At 65.3% G+C, this 20,106-nt stretch carries 15 protein-coding genes; 6 read left to right on the plus strand and 9 right to left on the minus strand.

Going from position 1 to position 20,106, the window contains the following annotated elements; genetic code table 11:
- Positions 1 to 16: 16 nt before the first annotated feature.
- The 4 genes from ACLIIZ_RS00605 to rsmB are packed head-to-tail and all read right to left on the minus strand — an operon-like array spanning position 17 to position 5,234.
- On the minus strand, positions 17 to 1,282 hold the full coding sequence (locus tag ACLIIZ_RS00605) for a sigma-54-dependent transcriptional regulator (RefSeq protein WP_416690205.1): 1,266 nt from the start codon (positions 1,280 to 1,282) through the stop codon (positions 17 to 19).
- Positions 1,260 to 3,395 carry a sensor histidine kinase gene (locus tag ACLIIZ_RS00610; RefSeq protein WP_416690206.1) on the minus strand — a complete coding sequence of 712 codons (2,136 nt, stop codon included), beginning with the start codon at positions 3,393 to 3,395 and terminating at the stop codon, positions 1,260 to 1,262. Before ACLIIZ_RS00610 ends, ACLIIZ_RS00605 begins: the two co-directional genes overlap by 23 nt.
- The gene (locus tag ACLIIZ_RS00615; RefSeq protein WP_416690207.1) at positions 3,392 to 4,012 is read right to left on the minus strand and encodes a DUF4390 domain-containing protein; all 621 of its coding nucleotides are present in this window, start codon (positions 4,010 to 4,012) and stop codon (positions 3,392 to 3,394) included. Before ACLIIZ_RS00615 ends, ACLIIZ_RS00610 begins: the two co-directional genes overlap by 4 nt.
- Entirely contained in the window at positions 3,975 to 5,234 is a 1,260-nt protein-coding gene (gene rsmB / locus ACLIIZ_RS00620) for a 16S rRNA (cytosine(967)-C(5))-methyltransferase RsmB (protein WP_416690208.1), read from the minus strand. Before rsmB ends, ACLIIZ_RS00615 begins: the two co-directional genes overlap by 38 nt.
- 33 nt (positions 5,235 to 5,267) lie before the next feature.
- Between rsmB and ACLIIZ_RS00625 the strand changes: the two genes are divergently transcribed.
- Complete coding sequence (locus ACLIIZ_RS00625) at positions 5,268 to 6,167, plus strand: S1/P1 nuclease (RefSeq protein ID WP_416690210.1); 900 nt, start codon at positions 5,268 to 5,270, stop codon at positions 6,165 to 6,167.
- Here the strand turns inward: ACLIIZ_RS00625 and fmt are convergent.
- Entirely contained in the window at positions 6,151 to 7,074 is a 924-nt protein-coding gene (fmt, locus tag ACLIIZ_RS00630) for a methionyl-tRNA formyltransferase (RefSeq protein ID WP_416690212.1), read from the minus strand. The two genes, ACLIIZ_RS00625 and fmt, sit on opposite strands and share 17 nt — an antisense overlap.
- Complete coding sequence (gene def / locus ACLIIZ_RS00635; RefSeq protein ID WP_416690214.1) at positions 7,071 to 7,574, minus strand: peptide deformylase; 504 nt, start codon at positions 7,572 to 7,574, stop codon at positions 7,071 to 7,073. Before def ends, fmt begins: the two co-directional genes overlap by 4 nt.
- A 142-nt stretch (positions 7,575 to 7,716) precedes the next feature.
- On the opposite strand from def, the gene ACLIIZ_RS00640 reads away from it, so the two are divergent.
- The 3 genes from ACLIIZ_RS00640 to ACLIIZ_RS00650 all read left to right on the plus strand — a co-directional run bounded on the left by ACLIIZ_RS00640 (position 7,717) and on the right by ACLIIZ_RS00650 (position 12,405).
- The gene (locus tag ACLIIZ_RS00640; RefSeq protein WP_416690216.1) at positions 7,717 to 8,739 is read left to right on the plus strand and encodes a LysM peptidoglycan-binding domain-containing protein; all 1,023 of its coding nucleotides are present in this window, start codon (positions 7,717 to 7,719) and stop codon (positions 8,737 to 8,739) included.
- Complete coding sequence (dprA, locus tag ACLIIZ_RS00645) at positions 8,736 to 9,806, plus strand: DNA-processing protein DprA (RefSeq protein WP_416690217.1); 1,071 nt, start codon at positions 8,736 to 8,738, stop codon at positions 9,804 to 9,806. The genes ACLIIZ_RS00640 and dprA overlap by 4 nt, the downstream gene beginning before the upstream one ends.
- Positions 9,807 to 9,885: 79 nt before the next feature.
- A complete protein-coding gene (locus ACLIIZ_RS00650; protein WP_416690219.1) occupies positions 9,886 to 12,405 on the plus strand; it encodes a DNA topoisomerase III in 2,520 nt (839 codons plus the stop codon).
- Here ACLIIZ_RS00650 and ACLIIZ_RS00655 read toward each other — a convergent pair whose 3' ends face one another.
- The 3 genes from ACLIIZ_RS00655 to ACLIIZ_RS00665 are packed head-to-tail and all read right to left on the minus strand — an operon-like array spanning position 12,406 to position 16,894.
- Complete coding sequence (locus ACLIIZ_RS00655; RefSeq protein WP_416690221.1) at positions 12,406 to 15,267, minus strand: PAS domain S-box protein; 2,862 nt, start codon at positions 15,265 to 15,267, stop codon at positions 12,406 to 12,408.
- 8 nt (positions 15,268 to 15,275) lie between these two features.
- On the minus strand, positions 15,276 to 16,190 hold the full coding sequence (locus ACLIIZ_RS00660) for a hydrogen peroxide-inducible genes activator (RefSeq protein ID WP_416690223.1): 915 nt from the start codon (positions 16,188 to 16,190) through the stop codon (positions 15,276 to 15,278).
- Positions 16,187 to 16,894 carry a 16S rRNA pseudouridine(516) synthase gene (locus ACLIIZ_RS00665; protein ID WP_416690224.1) on the minus strand — a complete coding sequence of 236 codons (708 nt, stop codon included), beginning with the start codon at positions 16,892 to 16,894 and terminating at the stop codon, positions 16,187 to 16,189. The genes ACLIIZ_RS00660 and ACLIIZ_RS00665 overlap by 4 nt, the downstream gene beginning before the upstream one ends.
- 22 nt (positions 16,895 to 16,916) lie before the next feature.
- Between ACLIIZ_RS00665 and ACLIIZ_RS00670 the strand changes: the two genes are divergently transcribed.
- Both ACLIIZ_RS00670 and ACLIIZ_RS00675 read left to right on the plus strand, forming a co-directional pair.
- Positions 16,917 to 17,375, plus strand: a complete 459-nt coding sequence (locus ACLIIZ_RS00670) for an SRPBCC family protein (protein ID WP_416690226.1) — start codon at positions 16,917 to 16,919, stop codon at positions 17,373 to 17,375.
- Between the two features lie 21 nt (positions 17,376 to 17,396).
- Positions 17,397 to 20,087: a cation-transporting P-type ATPase gene (locus ACLIIZ_RS00675; RefSeq protein WP_416690228.1), complete on the plus strand. Its 2,691-nt coding sequence runs from the start codon at positions 17,397 to 17,399 to the stop codon at positions 20,085 to 20,087.
- The last annotated feature ends 19 nt before the right edge of the window (positions 20,088 to 20,106 follow it).

The following is a 20,106-nucleotide window of genomic DNA, read 5'->3' on the forward strand; positions in this document are numbered from 1 at the left end:
GCCCCCTCCCCCATCCTCATTCGTCGTTGCGTTTGCCGAGCCGGATGTCGAGCTGCTTCAGCTTGCGGTAGAGGTGGGTGCGTTCGAGCCCGGAACGCTCCGCCAGCCGGGTCATGTTGCCGCCTTCCTGGCGCAGGTGATGTTCGAAGTAGAGTTTCTCGAAGGCATCGCGCGCCTCGCGCAGCGGCTGCTCGAAGAGCGGCAGGAAGGAAAGCGCGGCGCCGCTCTCCTCCTCCTGCTCGGGCATCACCCGGGCCACGTCGTCAGCGTCGATCTCGTCGTCGAGCGCGGTCAGCGCCAGATTGCGCACCAACCCGTAGAGAACGTTCCAGCTGGCATCGGCATGGCGTTTCCAGGGCAACGTGCGCAAGGCGTTGAGCGCCGCCGTCGAGAAACGCCGATGCGGTACTTCACCACGCTCGACGAAATTGCCGAGCAGCAGGCTGGCGATTTCCGGCAGATCGTCGACATGACCAGCGAGCGCCGGCAAGGCCACCCAGATCTCGCCGAGGCGGGCGATCAGCTTGCTGTCCCAGCCATGCTCGGCAAGCACGGAAAGCGGCGTGGTACTGGCGGCGATCAGTTGCAGGTTGAGCTTGTCGGCGCGGTCGACGGCAAAGGCCAGGTTCATCTGCTGCATCTTGCCCAACGCGGCAAGATCGGGAACGAAAAGGATGCCGCCGCTGGTCTTTTCCAGCACTTCCTGGCTCAGCGCACTGCTCGTCGTCGACAGGTCGAGCCAGGGCGCGCGTGGCGCCAGCAGCGTACGCGCGGCGATCTCCGCCATGCCGGCGGTGGCGCCCTTGATCAGCACCACCGAGGCCTTGGCCGCCGCCTGCTCCAGCCGGCGGCGGAATTCCTTGACGAAGGGCAGGCGGGAAAAAGCTTCCAGCGTCAGCGGCGGGCGCGTCGGCGGCGCGTCGTGCTTGAGCGCCTTCTGCACGCTGCCGAGCAGTTTCTGCAGGGCAATCGGCTTTTCCAGGAAGTCGAAGGCACCGAAGCGCGTCGCCTCGACCGCGGTATCGATCGTCCCGTGACCGGACATCATCACCACCGGCATGTTGAGGTGCCCGCCGGCATGCCACTCCTTGAGCAGCGAAATGCCGTCGGTATCCGGCATCCAGATGTCGAGCAGCACCAGGTCCGGGCGTAGCTCGCTACGCACGCGGCGCGCCGCCGTGGCGTTCTCGGCAAGGCGCACGTCGTAGCCCTCGTCGATCAGGATTTCTGAAAGCAGTTCGCGGATGCCGACTTCGTCATCAACGACCAGAATGATTGCCATGCTTGGCCTCCTTGTCCCGCACCAGCGGCAGGCGGATGTCGATCCGCGCACCGCCGGCCGGCGCATTGCTGATTTCTATACTACCCTGATGCTCATCGACGATCTTCCTGACGATGGGCAGACCGAGCCCGGTACCCCGGGCCTTGGTCGTCACATACGGTTCAAAGATGCGCGGCAGCAACTCGACCGGGAAACCCGGACCGTTATCGGTGATGCGCAGGCGGACGCAACGCCCGGCCACTTCGGTGACGATCTCGACCCGCCCGTCGGCGCGTCCTTCGAGGGCATCCTCGGCGTTGCGCAACAGATTGTGGATGATCTGCCGTAGCTGGGTCGCGTCGCCGCATACCTGCGGCAAACCCTCACCCAGGCGGCTGTCGAAATGCACCGACGAGCTTTCATACAGCCCGAGCACTTCGCGCAGCAGGCCGTTGAGGTCGAGTGGCGCGACTTCCAGCACCGGCTTGCGGGCGTAATCGCGGAAATCGTCGACCATCCGCTTCATCGCCTGCACCTGGGCGATGATCGTCTGCGTACCGCGCGAAAGCATCTCGGCATCGCCGTTGCTCAGGCGCTCGGCCAGCTTGAACTGCAGGCGCTCGGCGGAAAGCTGGATCGGCGTCAGCGGGTTCTTGATCTCGTGCGCCAGACGCCGCGCCACTTCGCCCCAGGCGGCGGTGCGCTGGGCGGCGATCAGGTTGGTGACGTCGTCGAAGACGACGACGTCACCGCCACCACTGCTTTCCGGCAGGCGCGAGGCGCGCAGCAAAAGCACCTGCGGCGCACTGTTCGGCCGCTCGATTTCCAGTTGCGCCCGCCACTCCGGTTCGTCGGTGCCGGCAAAATGCTGGTCGATGAAGGCGGCGAGAACCTGCTGGCGCGGCCAGTCCGCCGGTGCCAGGCCGATCAGGCCGGCAAAATCGTCATCAAGGATGCTGCTCGCGCCGCCATTGACCGTACGCAACAGGAAGTCACGGTCGAAAACAAGCACCCCGGCCGAGAGGTTGGCCAGGATCGATTCCAGGTAGGCCCGGTGGCGGTCGTTCTCGCGCCGGACGTCGGCCAGTTGGCGGGTCATCCGGTTGAAGGACTGGGTCAGCACGCCGAGTTCGTCGCCGCTGTAGATCGCCTGGCGCTGCGAGAAATCTCCTTGCGCCACGGCCTGTGTACCCTCGGCCAGGATGTACATCGGCGCCACCAACCGGCGAGCCATCCAGAAGGCCAGCGCGAAAGCGCTGAACAGTGCGACGAGCACGGTCAACGTCAGCGTCAGCGCATAAATCCCGGTCAGGCCCTGACGCGCCAGTTGCAGTTCCTGATAGTCACGGTAGACATCCTGGACCGCTTCCGCATCGAGCGCCAGCGTGGCCGGCACCCGTTGGGTCACTTGCAGGATGCGCGGTTCGGCGAAAAGCTCGAGCGAAGTCACCGGCACCAGCACGCGCATGAACATCCGTTCGTTCTCGCCTTCGACCCCGCTCAGGCCCTGCGCCGCACGAGCCTGGCGCAACTGGGCCTGGCTCGGCGCATTGGGTAGCTGGTTGCCGAGGTCGCCGGTGGCGCTGGACAACAACTGGCCGCTGAGGGAAAAAAGCGCCGCCGTATGGACGCCGCGCTCCTCGCGCAGACGGAACAGTGCCGAACGCTGGGCGGTTTCCGGCACTACCGACAATTCGTCGGCCATGTCGCGCGCCCGCTGGGAGAGGTTCTCGAGCAGCGAATCGAGCGAGGAGCGCCCCAGTTGCAGGCCGGACTCCAGCGCCTTTTCGACCCGCACGTCGAACCAGCTTTCGATCGAGCGCGTCACGAACTGCACCGAAACGCCATACACCAGCGCCCCCGGCAACACCGCGATGACGCCGAACATCAGCATCAGACGCAGCTTGAGACGGGCACCGAAGACCTGCGCCCGATAATCGCGCCACAAGGTGCTCAGCTGCCAGCCGACCAGTGCCAGCATGGCCAGCGCCAGGACGACGTTGAGCCCGACCAGCAGCGGGTAGTTGCGCGAGAAGACGACGGTGTCGGCTTCCGTCGCCATCAGCAGCAGGAACCAGAGAATGCCGCCGATGGCGGCAGCCAGCGCCCCGGCGGCAGCGAGGAGTCGCTTCACTTATCCTCCGGCACGGGAGCAGGGGTAGGCGGGGGCGGCAGGGTCGCCGACCAGATTTTCCAGTCCGACTCGAGATTCCAGTCCTTGCTGCCGAGCGCGCTGATCTGGAAGGGACGCGGTAACTGGGCAATGTCCAGCCGCAGGCGCAAGGCCGCCTGGTAGGTGCTGCCGGGAACTGCCACCGGGTCGTTGCGCTCGATCACCTGCCAGTTGCGCAAACGACGCAGCATGACCAGGGCCTCGCCCAGGGTTGCGAAGGACTGGTGCAAGCCACCGGTGCTCAAGCGATATTGCCGGGTCAGCGCGTGATAGGAGAGACGGTAGGTCAGTTGCTTGCTGACCAGCTTCTGGTCGAACCAGTACCAGCGCTCGCGGGCAAGTTCGAACTCGGCGACGAAATAAAGCACGACGCCACGATTGACCGCTTCTTCCAGGCGAGGGCTGAGCTCGAAACGGAAATCGGCCGCCAGCACGTAGGCGTCGTCGCCCGCAGTCAGGCGCTGGTCGCGCACCTCGATATCCGCCGCCCAGCCGAACACCGGCAGGAAAATCAGCAGTAGCAGCCAGGCACGGCAACGTTCAAGAACGCTTTTCGAGCAGGCAGTAGAAAAAGCCATCGCGCTCCGCATCGGGAAGTATCTGTTCTTCGTGAATGATCCCCGCTGCCGGCTGGCGAGCGAGGAAACCCCTGATCTGCCGCTGGTTTTCCCGGGGGAAGACCGAGCAGGTCGCATAGAGCAGTTTACCGCCCGGCCTGAGCACCTGCCACAGGGCATCGAGGATGCGCGACTGGGTCAGGGCAAAGCTGGCGATGTCCTCCGGACGCCGCAGCCATTTGGCGTCCGGATTACGCCGCACGACGCCGCTGGCGGTACAGGGCACGTCGGCCAGCACGGCATCGAAGGGAAGGCCGTCCCACCATTGATCTAGCTGCGTGCAATCGGCCGCGACCACCTTCGCCGCCAGGTACAGACGACCGAGACCATCCTCGATGCGGCGACAGCGGGCGGGTTTGAGATCAAGCGCCAGCAGGTCGAGATCGGCCCGCTCCAGCAGGTGCGCCGTCTTGCCGCCGGGTGCGGCACAGGCATCGAGCACCCGGCTGCCCGGCGCCGGCGCCAGCAGTTCGGCGGCACGCTGCGCACCAGGATCCTGGACCGACACCAGGCCATCAAAGAAGCCGGGTAGGCGATCAACCGGCACGGGCTGTGCCAGCGTCAGTCCATCGTCGCCGAGCGGACTGGCGGCAATTCCCGCCGCCGCCAGTTGCGCTTGGTAGTCGGCACGGCTGCAACGCCGGCGATTGACCCGCAGCGCCATCGGCGGCGCCTGGTTGCCGGCCGCGACAATGGCCGACCATTGTTCCGGCCAGGCCGCCTGCAGTTCCTGCAACCACCACGCCGGGTGCTGGTTCGGGGCCACCGGATCGGCTTGCAAGGCCGCTTCCAGCGCCGTCCGCTGACGCAGAAAGCTGCGCAACACGCCATTGACCAGGGCGCGGAACTTGCCATGGGCGATTTCGCCGGCAGCCGAAACCGCCTGATCGACGACGGTATGCACCGCCTCCGGCCGGGTTTCGAGCCGGTACAGGGCAACCAGCAGCAAGGCCCGCACTTCGTCCACCGCCAGCGGACGCTCAAGCAGGCGGGCGAGGAAGAAGTCGCCCCGACCGTAAGCGCGCAGGCTGCCATAAACCAGGTCCTGCACCGCCGGGCGCGCCACCGCCTCGACCCGCGCGAGCAGATTGTCGGCCAGGCTCTGGCCGGCAAAAACCGCCGCATCGATGCGAGCCGCCTGGCGCAAGGCGTAGGCCAGTGAATTGGAAGGCAAACGTGACATGGCCCGGATTATCGCACGGGGCATAATTCCGGCATGCGTCCTTTGTTAATCTTCCTGCTCACCGTCCTCGCCAGCACCGATGTGCTCGCCTGGAACGCCGCCGGCCACCGTCTGAGCGCCATCATCGCCTGGCAAGGGATGGCGCCGGAAACCCGCGCCTGCGTCGACGCAGCGCTGCGTCACCACCCCGACCACGGCCGCTGGCGGGAAAAGGCCGGCGCCGACGACAGCGCGCTGATCTTTGCCGAGGCCAGCACCTGGCCCGACAGCATCCGCCACGATCCACGCTTTGCCGAGGAGGCGGCCACCTCCCCGCTACCGGGCTTTCCCGACATACAGCGGCACAGCGACTGGCATTACGTCGATTTCGATCACCTGGGCAAACGTGGCCGCGGACAACTCGATCGCCAGATCGTCGCCCTGACCGAAACCGTGAGAACGACGCCTGACATTGCAAGAATCGCCTGGGCCCTGCCCTGGCTGGCGCATCTGGTGGCCGACCTGCACCAACCCTTCCATGCCGGCTACCCCGTAGACCACGGCGGCAACAGCTTGCTGGTGGAAGACCCTGCTGACGTGCGCCGGCCCTTCGTCAGCCTGCACACCTGGTGGGATGACCTGCCGGGCAAGTCGGGACTGCGCGGCAAACGCCTGCGGCAAAAAGCCGGTGCCCTGCTCGCCGGGCAGTCGCCGCCGCGACAGGGCAACGAGGCGCTTTGGTTACGCGAAAGCCGCGCCCTGCTACCTTCGCTCTACCCGGAAAACGCTGGCAGCGTGGCACAGCTGATCGATGCCACCTATCAGGCGCGGGCCCGAGAGATTGCCGACCGACGGATCAGCGAAGCCGGCTGGCGACTTGGCGGCCTGCTCGACACCATCTGCCGCCAGCGGGTTTCACATGAAACGCCGCGGGAATTCAGGCGGCAGCAGTGAACAAGTCGCCCACGCGCAGCGCATTGCCGGCCAGGAATTGCTGTACCGGCAGACGCTTGCCGCCGGCCTTCTGCAGCTCCCGGATCGCCAATGCGCCCTCGCCACAGGCGACGACCAGGGTCTGGCGATCGATCGCCAGGATTTCGCCGGGACGGCCGCTGCCGGCGCAAGGGCTGGCCGCCCACAGCTTGACGGTCTGCCCGGCGAGCTGGGCCTGGGCCCCGGGGAAGGGATTGAAGGCGCGCAGGTGGCGATCCAGTTCGACCGCCGGCTTCGTCCAGTCGATCGCGGCCTCCGCCTTTTCGATCTTGTGCGCGTAGGTGACGCCTTCTGCCGGCTGCGGCATCGCCGGCAGGGGCAGCCGGGCCAGCGCCTCGACGATCAGCCGGGCGCCACAGTCGGCCAGCTTGTCGTGCAGGCTTGCCGTCGTGTCATCGCCGGCGATCGGCAAGGCTTCACGCAGCAGGACCGGGCCGGTATCCAGGCCGGCCTCCATCTGCATGATGCAGACGCCGGTCTGCGCATCGCCCGCCAGCAAGGCGCGCTGGATCGGCGCCGCGCCGCGCCAGCGTGGCAGCAGCGAGGCATGGATGTTGAGGCAGCCGCGGCGCGGCAGGTCGAGCACCGCCTGCGGCAGAATCAGCCCGTAGGCCGCGACGACCATCGCCTCCGCTCCGCACGCCGCCAGCCGTGCCTGAGCGTCAGCATCCTTCAGCGTCGCAGGCTGGAAAACCTCGATGCCATGCGCCAGCGCCACCCGCTTCACCGCCGACGGCTGCAAGGCCATGCCGCGTCCGGCAGGCCGGTCGGGCTGGGTCAGGACCAGCACCACCTCGTGCCCGGCGCCAACGATTGCCTGCAGCGCCTGTGCCGCGAACTCCGGCGTTCCCGCGAAAATCAGCTTCATGCGGTGACACGCGCCTGTTTGGCAAGCTTGCTCTTGATCCGCGTCTGCTTGAGTTGGGAAAGATGATCGACAAAAACCTTGCCGTCGAGATGATCGATCTCGTGCTGGATGCACACCGCGAGCAGTCCTTCCGCGGTCAGCACCTGGGCGTTGCCGTCAAGGTCCAGGTAGCGGACACGCACCCGCTCGGCCCGTTCGACCTTGTCGTAAATTCCGGGAACCGAAAGACAGCCCTCCTCGCCCAGCGCAAGACCTTCCGCGCTCTCGACCTCGGGATTGACGAATACGCGTAGCTGGCTCTTGTCTTCGGAAACGTCGATCACCACCAGCCGCTTGTGCACATCGACCTGCGTCGCAGCAAGGCCGATGCCCGGTGCCTCATACATGGTCTCCGCCATGTCGGCAGCAAGTCGGCGAATGCGATCGTCAATTTTCGTGACCGGTGCCGCGACTTTACGCAAGCGGGAATCGGGAAAACGCAAAATGGGTAATAGTGCCATGGAAAACAGGGTGAAAATGCTTGCTTGCTTAGAGGATTACATGCAGAATCTAAAGCAATTCTCGAGATATGAACGTGACTTGCAGAGGCTATTTGGACCAACGAATCTGCAGTGCGTTCCACCGGTACGTGAGGGATTACCCATGCTTCGCATTATATCCGCGCTGATCCTGGCTGTGACAGCTATCTGTGCAACGGCCGCCGAGCCGCTGGAACTGGTTGCCAACCCGCCGGACCGCCATGTCGTAGTCAAAGGCGACACATTGTGGGCCATTTCCGGGAAATTCCTGAAAAAACCCTGGCGCTGGCCGGAAATCTGGCGTCTCAACAAGGACCAGATCAAGAATCCGCACCTGATTTATCCCGGCGACGTTGTCTGGCTCGACCTCTCCGATGGCAATCCCCGTCTGCGCCTGGGCAAACCGCTTTCCGGCCGGCTTCAGCCCAAGGTTTATGAAAGCGCAGCCAGCGGCAACATTTCCAGCATCCCGGCAAACGCCATCGAGCCCTTCATCTCGCAACCGCTGATCATCTCGGAAGAGGACGAAAAGGCCGCTGCCCGCATCGTCGCCACCGAAGAAGACCGCGTCGTCCTCGGCAATGGCGACACCGCCTACGTCAGTGGCATCCCGGATGCCAGCATCGAAAAATGGCATGTCTTCCGCCCGGGCAAGCCGCTGACCGATCCGGAAACCGGCAAGGTCGTCGCCCACGAAGCCTTCTTCCTCGGCAACGCCCGCCTGACTCGTCCGGGTGAGCCGGCAACGGTGCGCATCACCATGGCCAAGGAAGAGGTCACCCGCGGCGACTGGCTGAAGCCGGCCCCCGAGCAGAATATCGTCGCCTACGTGCCACATCCGCCGGAAGTCGAAGTGCGCGCCCAGATCATGTCGATCTATGGTGCCATCAACGAAGGCGGTGCCGGCTCGGTGGTCACGATCAACCGCGGTGAAGCCGACGGTATCGAGCACGGTCATGTCGTGGCTCTGTATCGCAAACGCACTGCCTTGCACCTGGACGCCGATATCAAGCGGGAGGAAACCACGATTCCGGAAGAACGTTACGGTCTGGCCTTCGTTTTCCGCACCTTCGATCATGTCGCCTACGCACTGGTCATCGAATCCTCGAAGTCGGTAATCGTCGGCGACGCAGCCCGCAATCCGTGATCGACACTCAGGGACTGACCGCCTGGTTGCGGCTAGCCCTGATTCCTGGCATCGGCAGCGAGACGCAACGCAAGCTTCTCGCTGCTTTCGGTTTACCCGAGGCCGTTTTCGCCGCCAGCCCGAGCAAGCTGCGCAGCGTCATCGGCAGCAAGCTCGAACTGCTTCTGGATTTCCCGCTTGGCGACGCCATCGAACGCCACCTCGACTGGGCCGGACAGCCGAATCAACACATCCTGACTCTGGCCGACCCTGCCTATCCCGGCCAGCTACTCAACATTGCCGACCCGCCAACGCTGCTCTTCGTGCGCGGCGATCCCTCGCTACTCCAGCGCCCGGCCCTGGGCATCGTCGGCAGCCGTAACGCAACGCCCCAGGGACTGCGCAACGCAAGGCAGTTTTCCGCCGCGCTGGCCGAAAGAGGACTGAGCATCGTCAGCGGCCTGGCGCTGGGCATCGACACCGCCGCGCACCACGGCGCACTGACCGCCGGAGGCGCCACCATCGCCGTCATCGGCACCGGTGCCGACCGGGTCTACCCGGCACGCAACCGTGACCTGGCGCTGAGCATCGTCGAACGCGGCGCAATCGTTTCCGAGTTCCCGCTCGGAACCCCACCAATCGCTGCCAACTTCCCGCGCCGCAACCGCATCATCGCCGGCCTCTCGCTCGGCGTCCTGGTCGTCGAAGCCGCCGTCGAGAGCGGTTCCCTGATCACCGCCCGCCAGGCCGGCGAACAGGGACGTGAAGTCTTCGCCATCCCCGGCTCCATCCATGCGCCGCAGTCACGCGGCTGCCATCGCCTGATCCGCGAAGGCGCCAAACTGGTCGAGACGGCAAATGACATTCTCGAGGAACTTGGTAACCCGCCAGGCCAAAGCGCAACGCCACCCACCGACGAACGCGAACCGGCATTGCTGGCCGTGATCGGCCACGACCCCTGCAACTTCGATGAACTGGTCGAGCGCAGCGGCATGCCTGCCGACGTTCTGCACGGCGAACTGCTGACGCTGGAGCTGGCGGGGCGCATCGGCATCCTGCCGGGTAACCGTTACCAGCGTATTGACTGATCCGGCGCTGAATCGTAACCGCCCTTGCCAATCCGTCCGGCGCCCACTTATCATGCCCGGCACCTGACAGGCAGACCCCATGAGCAAAAAACTGATCATCGCCGAGAAACCCTCCGTCGCCAGCGACATCGCCAAGGCGCTCGGTGGTTTCACCAAGCACGACGAATACTTCGAAAACGACGAATACGTCGTCTCGTCGGCCGTCGGCCATTTGCTCGAACTGGCCTGTCCGGAAGAATTCGAGGTCAAGCGCGGCAAGTGGTCCTTCGCCCACCTGCCGGTGATCCCGCCGCATTTCGCGCTGAACCCGATCGAGAAGAGCGCACCGCGCCTGCGCGTGCTCAACAAGCTGATCAAGCGCAAGGATGTGACCGGTCTGATCAACGCCTGTGACGCGGGGCGCGAAGGCGAGCTGATCTTCAATTACATCGTCCAGCACGCCAAGGCCGGCAAGCCGGTGCAGCGGCTGTGGCTGCAGTCGATGACGCCGCAGGCGATCCGCGATGGCTTTGCCCGGCTCCGCCCGGGCAGCGAAATGCAGGGCCTGGCCGACGCCGCCGTCTGCCGTTCCGAATCCGACTGGCTGGTCGGCATCAACGGCACCCGGGCGATGACCGCCTTCAACTCGAAGACCGGCGGCTTCCACCTGACCACGGTCGGCCGCGTGCAGACGCCGACGCTGGCGATCGTCGTCGAGCGCGAGCGCAAGATCCGCGACTTCGTGCCGCGCGATTACTGGGAAGTCGAGGCCGAATTCGCCGCCAAGGCTGGCGGCTACACCGGCAAGTGGTTCGACGAGGGTTTCAAGGGCAAGCAGGACGACGAGCACGCCCGTGCCGACCGACTCTGGGAAGTCGCCCGCGCCGAAGCGATCAAGGCGGCGACCTCGGGCAAGCCCGGCGTCGTCAGCGAGGAAGCCAAGCCGGAAACCCGCCTGTCGCCGCTGCTGTTCGACCTGACCAGCCTGCAGCGCGAGGCCAACAGCCGTTTCGGCTTCTCGGCCAAGACCACGCTCGGCCTGGCCCAGGCGCTCTACGAAAAGCACAAGGTCCTGACCTACCCGCGGACCGACTCGCGCTGCCTGCCCGAGGACTACCTGGCCACGGTCAAGGAAACGATGCGCGTGCTCACCGGCGAAGGCGCCGGCAAGGGTCACGATGAAGTGCTGCTCGCCCGTTACGCGCCGTTCGCGCACCAGATCCTTGCACGCAACTGGGTGCTGCCGAACAAGCGCATCTTCAACAACGCGAAGGTGAGCGATCACTTCGCCATCATCCCCACGCCGCAGGCGCCGAAAAACCTCAACGAAGCCGAGCAGAAGCTCTACGACTTCGTCGTCCGCCGCTTCCTGTCAGTGTTCTTCCCGGCCGCCGAATACCTGGTCACCACCCGCATCACCCGGGTCGAAGGCCACCCGTTCAAGACCGAGGGCAAGGTCCTGGTCAACCCGGGCTGGCTCGCCGTCCATGGCAAGGAAGGCCAGACTGGTGACGAAGGCAACCTGGTCGCGGTCGACAAGGACGAAAAGGTCAAGACCGAGGAAGTCACGGTCAAGGCCAGCGCCACCAAGCCGCCGCCGCGCTATTCGGAAGCCACCCTGCTGTCGGCCATGGAAGGTGCCGGCAAGATGGTCGACGACGAGGAACTGAAGGCGGCAATGGCCGGCCGCGGCCTCGGCACGCCGGCGACGCGCGCCCAGATCATCGAGAACCTGATCGGCGAACAGTACATGCTGCGCGAAGGCCGCGAACTGATCCCGACCGCCAAGGCCTTCAACCTGATGACGCTGTTGAACGGTCTCGGTGTCGAGGAACTGACCCAGCCGGAACTCACCGGCGACTGGGAATGGAAGCTCGGCCGCATCGAAAAGGGTGAATTCACGCGCGACGAGTTCATGCGCGAGATCGCCGAAATGACCCGTCACATCGTCGAGCGTGCCAAGTCTTACGACAGCGACACCATCCCCGGCGACTTTGGCGTTCTGAAGGCGCCCTGCCCGAAATGCGGCGGCGTCATCCGCGAGACTTACAAGAAATTCCAGTGCAGCGGCTGCGACTATTCGCTGTGGAAGATCGTCGCCGGCCGTCAGTACGAACTGGCCGAAGTCGAAACCCTGCTCACCGAAGGCCAGGTCGGCCCGCTGACCGGTTTCCGCAACAAGATGGGCCGCAGCTTCGCGGCAGCGATCAAGCTCAACGCCGAACACCTGCCGGAGTTCGATTTCGGCCAGGACAAGGCCGACGAAGCCAGCGCCGAGCCAGTCGATTTTTCGGGCCAGGAAAGCCTGGGGAAATGCCCGAAGTGCGCCGCCAACGTGTTCGATCACGGCAGCAGCTATGTCTGCGAGAAATCGGTCGGCCCTGACAAGACCTGCGATTTCCGATCCGGCAAGATCATCCTGCAGCAACCGGTCGAACCGGTGCAGATGAAGAAGATGCTGGAAACCGGCAAGACCGACCTGTTGAAGGAATTCGTCTCCAACCGGACGAAGCGCAAGTTCTCGGCCTATCTGGCGGTCAACGAAGGCAAGGTCGGTTTCGAGTTCGAGAAGAAGGCTCCGTCGGCCAAGGCACCTGCGAAGAAGAAGGCCGCCGGCTGATCAGCCGGCCTGGCGCCCGCGGCGCAGCCATTCGAGCAGGGTTTCGTAGAGCAGAATGGGATCGACCGGCTTGGCGATGAAATCGACCATGCCGGCAGCGCGACAGCGCGCCTGATCCTCGGCGAAGGCGTTCGCCGTCATGGCGATCACCGGCGTCGCAAAGCCCGGCAACTCGCGCAGTTTCGCCATCGCCTCCAGCCCGCCCAGCCTGGGCATCTGCAGGTCCATCAGGATCAAGGCGAACGGATGCGCCGCCTGGCTGACCTTGTCCACGGCCACCTGCCCATCGGCCGCCAGTTCGACGATCAGCCCGACGTTTTCGAGCAACTCCGCCGCCACCTCCTGGTTGATCGGGTCATCCTCGACCAGCAGGATACGCGAAGCGGCGAAAGCCTCCTGCAACAGCCGCTCGGGGTGCTCGCCAGGCACCCTTTCCGGCAGGTAATGGCCCCCGTTCTGCCCTTCCCGTTGCAGATGGGCGGTGAACCAGAAGCGACTCCCCGCCCCCGGTACACTGTCGACGCCGGCGTCGCCCCCCATCAGCCGGGCCAGCCGCCGGGTGATCGCCAGCCCGAGGCCGGTGCCACCGTAACGCCGGGCCGTGGAATCGTCGGCCTGCTGGAAAGGCGAGAACAGCTTTTCGATCACTTCCGGCGGAATGCCGATCCCGGTATCGCGGACCGAAAACCGAACCAGGACGCCATCGACGTCTTCCGCCACGCGCTCGACCAGCAATTCGACCTCGCCCTCGCGGGTGAACTTGACAGCGTTGCCAGCCAGGTTGAGTAGCGCCTGGATCAGACGCCCGGCATCGCCACGCAGGGTTTCCGGGAAGTCGGCGCAACGGTAGTTCACTTCCAGCCCCTTGACCTGCGCCTGCTCGGTGATCATCGACACGACGCTGTCGAGCACCTGCAGGGGATGCAAGGGCTTGGCCTCAAGCTGCAGGCGACCGGCCTCGATCTTCGAGAAATCGAGCAGGTCGTTGATGATGCCGAGCAAGTGATCGGCCGAAGAGGTAATGCGGGAAAGCTTGTCGAGCAGTTCCGGGGAATCGAGCCTCTGGCGAAGCACATGCGACATGCCGATGATGGCATTCATCGGCGTCCGGATTTCGTGACTCATGTTGGCCAGGAAAGCGCTTTTCGCGCGATTTGCCGCCTCGGCCGCGTCACGGGCCTGCGCCAGCTGGCGGGTCCGCTCGTCGACCAGTTCCTCGAGCTGGTCCCGATAGTGTTGCAGTTCCTCTTCGGTCCGTTTCTTCTCGGTGATGTCGAAATTGACGCCGATGATGCGCTCCGCCGCCCCCTGCGCGGAACGATGCACCTGCCCACGCGAGGCGATCCAGCGCACCTCGCCATCCGGCCGGACGATGCGGAAGGCAAGATCGAATGCCTCGTTGCGCTGCATGTACTCCCCCACCGCCTGCAGCACCGCGGAACGATCGTCGGGGTGCACGCGCGCCAGCCAGCTTGCCTGACGGCCATCGAAACTGCCGATGGCGATGCCGTACATCGCTTCGACCTCCGGCGACCAGTAGGTCACGCCAACCGCCAGATTGACCTCCCAGATGCCGAGCGCAGCGCTCGACTGGGCAATGCGCAGCTTTTCCTCGCTCGCCCGCAACGCGTCCTCCGCCCGCCGGCGAGCGGTGATCTCGCGGGCAACGCCGAGCACCCCAATAAGCTGGCCGTCGCTGTCGAGCATCGGCGTCTTGATGGTTTCGAACAGCAGGCGCTCGCCGCCATCGGCGAAAGTGAGCCATTCCTCGTTGCTCACCGGGCCACCGGCGGCAATCGCCGCCTCATCCCGGGCCCGGAAAAAGTCGGCAGTCTCGCGATCGACGAAGTCGTAGTCGGTACGATCGACGATCGCCGATTCGAGATGTCCGTACAGCTTTTCGAAGCGCCGGTTGCACGCGAGATAGACGCCTTTGGCGTCCTTCAACCAGACCAGATCGGGAATCGTATCGACCAGCGTTGCCAGTTGGGCGCGCCGCAGGTCCAGTTCGGTAGTGCGTTGCCGCACCTGCCGGCGCAGGGTGCGGACCCAGAGCAACAGCAAACCGCCGAGCAGCAGCAGACCAACGATCGCCAGGGTGAAATAACGCGCGTAGGGCGCCAAGCGCAGCGGCTGGCCCATCCATTTCTCGCGCAGAGCCTCGACATCGGCCGGATTGATTGCCGCCATGCCGGCCTCGACCACCGCCAGCAGTTCGCCCTCGCCCTTGCGCACTGCGCGGTGCATCTGCCCGCTATACAACTGGAAAGTCTTCTGGAAACGCTCCTGCGCGTGCATCCGGTAGAGATAGAAATTAGCTGGAATCTCGTCGAGGCAGAACAGCTTGACCTCCTGATCGATCGCCGCCTGGATCATCTGCGAATAGTCGCGATAGCGCTGCAGGCTGGTGATTCCCTGGCGTTCCAGCATCTCGATGCAAGCGTCGCCTTGCTCGACACCGATCTGGAAGCCCTTCAGCGTGTTCGGTCCGCTGATGCCGCTGATCGAACGATCGGCGAAGATGTAGATGTGCTGGGTCGAATAAGGCTGGGAAAATTCATAGCTGCCCTCGCGCCCCGGCGTCCGGTAGATCGCCTCGATGACATCGGCCTCGCCACGGCTGATCATCGCTTGCGCCTCGGCCCAGGCTGTCGCCGTCAACTCGACGCGGATGCCGGTCTGCTTCTCCCAGAGTTTCCAGAGATCGACCAGGTAACCTTCAGGCGTGCCATCGGCACCGAGGAAGATGTAAGGCGGAAAATTCTCGTCGCTGACCACCCTGACCCGCTCCGGGGCGGCACTTGCCGACTGACTCCCGGCAAGACAAAAAAGGAAGGCCAGGAGAAGTCGGCGCGGTTTCATGTGAAACCTCAGCGTCTGGCGGTGGCGCCGGGCAACTGGCAGGAAAGGACCGCCGCCCGCATCGCGTCGATCGCCTGCGAGCGCGGGTAGGTCACCCGCCAGACCAGACCGACGGTGCGCGACGGCGGCGTGCCGACGAAGGGCAGGACGCGTACCAACGGCTCCTTGTCGAGCAGCGGATCGGCGGCCGAACTTGGCATCACGGCGACACCGGCGCCGCTCGCCACCATGTAGCGGATGGTCTCCAGCGAACTGCCTTCGAGCGAATGGGCAAGCGCATCCTGGCCATTGAGGCGCGGGCAGGATTCCAGGACCTGATCGCGGAAACAGTTGCCCTGGCCGAGGAGCAGCAGATTCTGACCGTCGAGTTCATCGGCGTCGATGGCTTCGTACCCGGCCCAGGGATGGTTGGCCGGGACGACGACGCGGAACGGCTCCTCGTATACCGCCTGCGCCACCAGCCCCGGCTCGGCGAACGGCAGAGCAATGATGATGACGTCGAGCTCGCCGGATTTCAGCGCCGGAATCAGGTTGGCGGTGAAGTCCTCCTTGAGGAACAGCGGCATGTTCGGCGCCTGCCGGCTGAGTGCCGGGATCAGTTGCGGCAGCAGATAGGGGGCGATGGTGTAGATGATGCCGACGCGCAACTGGCCACTCATCGGGTCGCCGGTAGCCTCGGCGATTTCTTCCAGCTTGACCGCCTCGGCGAGCACGCGCGTCGCCTGCTCGACGATGCGCTCGCCCAGCGTGGTGATGCGGACATCGGTCGCGGTACGCTCGAACAGCGCGGCGCCGATCTGCCCCTCGACCTTCTTCAGCGCCACCGACAGCGTCGGCTGACTGACATGACAGGCCTCGGCGGCCCGGCCGAAATGGCGTTCGCGAGCCAAGGCAACGATGTAGCGCATCTCGGTCAGGGTCATCGTGCGACTCCCAGGTTTTGGTAATCCTCTGCCGTCAGCCAGCGCCACTGTCCGGGTGCCAGGTCTGGCGGCAGGATCAGCTCGGCCAGCGCCTCGCGGTGCAAGGCCTCGACCCGGTTGCCGACGGCGGCGACCATGCGCTTGACCTGGTGATACTTGCCTTCGGTCACCGTCAGGCGCAAGTGCAGTTCATCAACGATTTCGGCGGCGGCCGCGGCCACCGGTTGCGGCTCGTCATGGAGCAGCACACCGGCAAGCAGTTGCCCGATCTGCCCGGCATCGAGAGGATGTTTCACCGTCGCCAGATAAACCTTGGGCACCTTGCGTTTGCCCGACGATAGCTGATGGTTCAACTGGCCGTCGTCGGTGAGCAACAGCAGGCCGGTGGTGTCCTCGTCGAGGCGGCCGATCGGCTGGACGCCGCGCTCGCGCAGCGGCAAGGGCAGCAGTTCAAGGACCGAAGGATGGTGCTGCGGCTTGCGCGAGCACTCGTAGCCGGCCGGCTTGTGCAGCAGGACGCTGGCGAACTCGCAGAACGGCCAGTCGACATCGTCGACCGTGAACACCAGTCCGGCGGTGGGGATATCGGCGAAGGGATCGGCCAGGAGATTGCCGGCAATTGCCACCCGCTCGTCGCGGATCATTGCCCGGCAGGCCTTGCGCGTTCCAAAGCCGTGCTTTTGCAGGATACGTTCAAGTTGCATGTGACGATGCTACCATCTGGGCATGAACTTCGAACACCTGATCGTCATCAACGATCCCGGCAATCCGCTGATCGTTCCGCTGAACCGCCGCCAGGTCTGGGAAGGGCTATTGCAGCGGGTTTACCATCCGCTGCCCTTCCTGCCCGGCCTCGAGTCCTGCACCCTGCTCCAGCGCGACGACGCCTTCCTGCGCCGCGAACTCGATTTCGGCGCCGCCCGCATCTGCGACCGCGTCACCATGGCGGTCGAAGAATGGGTGCATTTCGAGATCGAGCCCGGCGAACAACACCCCGGCGGCAGCCTGACCATCCGCATCGAGGAACCGGCGCCGGAGCAACTCTGCCTGCGTTTCATCTACGCCACCGCGCTCGCCGCCGAAGACCAGGCCTACATCGATTACATCAAATCGGCTTACCAGCAGTCCGACATCGACTGCGTACAGATCATCCGCACCCTGGCCGCCGACGGCCCCCGCCAGTAGGCCGGCGCCACAGGAAGGCCAGTGCCGCCGCCCGCCCCCACCGACTTCCATGCCCTGAGCGCCGCCCAGGTACTGAGCGGTTTGCGGGCCACGCGCGCCGGCCTGGACGACGACGAGGCAGCCCGCCGGCTCGCCACGCATGGCCCCAACCGCCTGCCCGCACCACCCCGCGACAGCCTCCTCAGGCGCTTTGCCAAGCACTTCCAGGACATCCTGATCCTCATCCTGATCGGCGCCGCGGTAATCACCGCCATGCTCCACCACTGGATCGACACCGGGGTCATTCTCGGCGTCGTCGTCATCAACGCGATCATCGGCTTCCTCCAGGAAGGCAAGGCCGAGGCGGCGCTGGCCGGCATCCGCAAGATGTTGTCGGCGAGCGCCCAGGTCCGGCGCCAGGGGAAATGGCGGCAGATCGACGCCGCCGAACTGGTACCCGGCGACATCGTCCGCCTGCGCTCCGGCGACCGCGTCCCGACCGACCTCCGCCTGCTGGAAGCGACCAACCTGCGCATCGAGGAATCGGCACTGACCGGCGAATCGGTGCCCAGTGACAAGCGCATTGACCCGGTCGCCGCCGACGCCGGCATCGGCGACCGCGCCTGCATGGCCTATTCCGGTACCCTGGTCGCCGCCGGCCGGGCACTCGGTATCGTCATCGCCACCGGCGCCAGCACTGAAATCGGTCGCATCAACCGCCTGATCGCCGAAGTGGAAACCCTGCAGACACCGCTGACCCGGCAGATGGCGCAGTTCGGCAGGCAGCTGTCGGTGCTCATCGTCGGCCTTGCCGCGTTGATGCTGGTGGTCGGCATCGGTCTCCACGGCCTCCCGCTCGGCGAAGTCCTGCTCGCCGCCATCGGCTTCGCCGTCGCCGCCATTCCCGAAGGGCTACCGGCCATCCTCACCATCACGCTGGCGCTCGGCGTGCAGCGCATGGCGCAACGCCAGGCGATCACCCGCCGGCTGACCGCCGTCGAAACGCTGGGTTCGGTCACCGTCATCTGCTCGGACAAGACCGGCACCCTGACCAAGAACGAGATGACCGCCCGCCATGTCATCACCCGCGCCGGCAACTACCTGGTCAGCGGCAGCGGCTATGCGCCGCAGGGCGACATCACGCTCGACGGGCAGTTTGTCGAACTGGCCGAACACGCCCATCTGCACGCGTTGATCGAGGTCATCGCCGTCGCCAACGATACCCATGTCGCGGAAAACGCCGGTCAATGGTGCGTCACCGGCGAACCGACCGAAGGCGCACTACGCACCCTGGCGCACAAGGCGGGATTCTCGTCGGGCCAACATACCCGGCACGCGACAATCCCCTTCGAGTCGGCCAACAAGTTCATGGCCACGCTCGCCAGCACGCCGACCGGCCTGCGCCGCATCCTGCTCAAGGGCGCCCCCGACCGCCTGCTCGACCGCTGCCGCGAAGAGCTCGGCGCCGACGGCCAGCCGGTGCCGCTCGACCGGGCCTGGTGGGAACGCGAGATCGACCGCCTCAGCCAGGAAGGCCTGCGCGTGCTCGCCGCCGCCGCCCGCCGCGTCGATGACGCGCACGTCCGCCTGAGCGAAAACGACCTCGATCACGGAATGGTCTTCCTCGGCCTGATCGGCATCATCGACCCGCCGCGCCCGGAAGCCGTGCAGGCGATCGCCTCCTGTCACGCCGCCGGCATCCGGGTCAAGATGATCACCGGCGACCACGCCGGCACCGCCCGCGCCATCGGCATCGAAATGGGCATCGGCAGCGCGCAATCGCTCAAGGTGGTCAGCGGCACCGAGCTGGAAGCCGCCGATGACGAACAACTGCGGCGCATCGTCGGCGACTGCGACATCTTTGCCCGCACCAGCCCCGAACACAAGCTGCGCATCGTCACCGCGCTACAGGCCAACGGCGAGGTCGTCGCGATGACCGGCGACGGCGTCAACGACGCGCCGGCGCTGAAGCGCGCCGACGTCGGCGTGGCGATGGGCATCAAGGGCACCGAAGCAACCAAGGAAGCCGCCGACATCGTCCTCGCCGACGACAACTTCTCGTCGATCGAGCGCGCCGTCGAGGAAGGCCGCACCATCTACGACAATCTCAAAAAGGCCATCCTGTTCATCCTGCCGACCAACGGCGGCCAGGGTTTCGTGATGCTGGCGACGGTAGTCTTCGGCCTCACCCTGCCGCTGACCCCGGTGCAGATCCTGTGGGTAAACATGATCATCGCCATCACACTGGCGCTGGCGCTCGCCTTCGAACCGGCCGAACCGGGCATCATGCGGCGCCCGCCGCGGCGCCCGGGAACGCCGATCCTCAATGCCGCCTTTCTGTGGCGACTGGTCCTGGTCTCGCTGCTGATCGGCGGCGCCACCATCGCCATGTTCGAGAGCGAACTGGCGCTTGGCATGCCGCTCGATCTGGCGCGCACGGTAGCGGTCAATACGCTGGTCGTCGCCCAGGCCTTCTACCTGTTCAACGCCCGCTTCCTGACCACCTGCAGCCTGCGCCGCGACCTGCTGTTCACCAATCGCGCTGCCTGGCTGGCGGTTGGCGTGCTGTTGCTGCTGCAACTGGCTTTCGTCTACCTGCCGTTCATGAACGCCGCCTTCGCCACCACACCGCTCGCCTTGCGCCACTGGCTCGCCCCGCTGGCGATCGGCCTCTTCATCTTCCTCGGCATGGAACTGGAAAAGCGCTGGCAGTCATCACGACAGCGCACCTGAACATTCTGCCGCCGCTTCC

Origin of the sequence: Azonexus caeni, assembly GCF_048146105.1 — a bacterium.
Classification (GTDB): Bacteria; Pseudomonadota; Gammaproteobacteria; order Burkholderiales; family Rhodocyclaceae; genus Azonexus; species Azonexus aromaticus_B.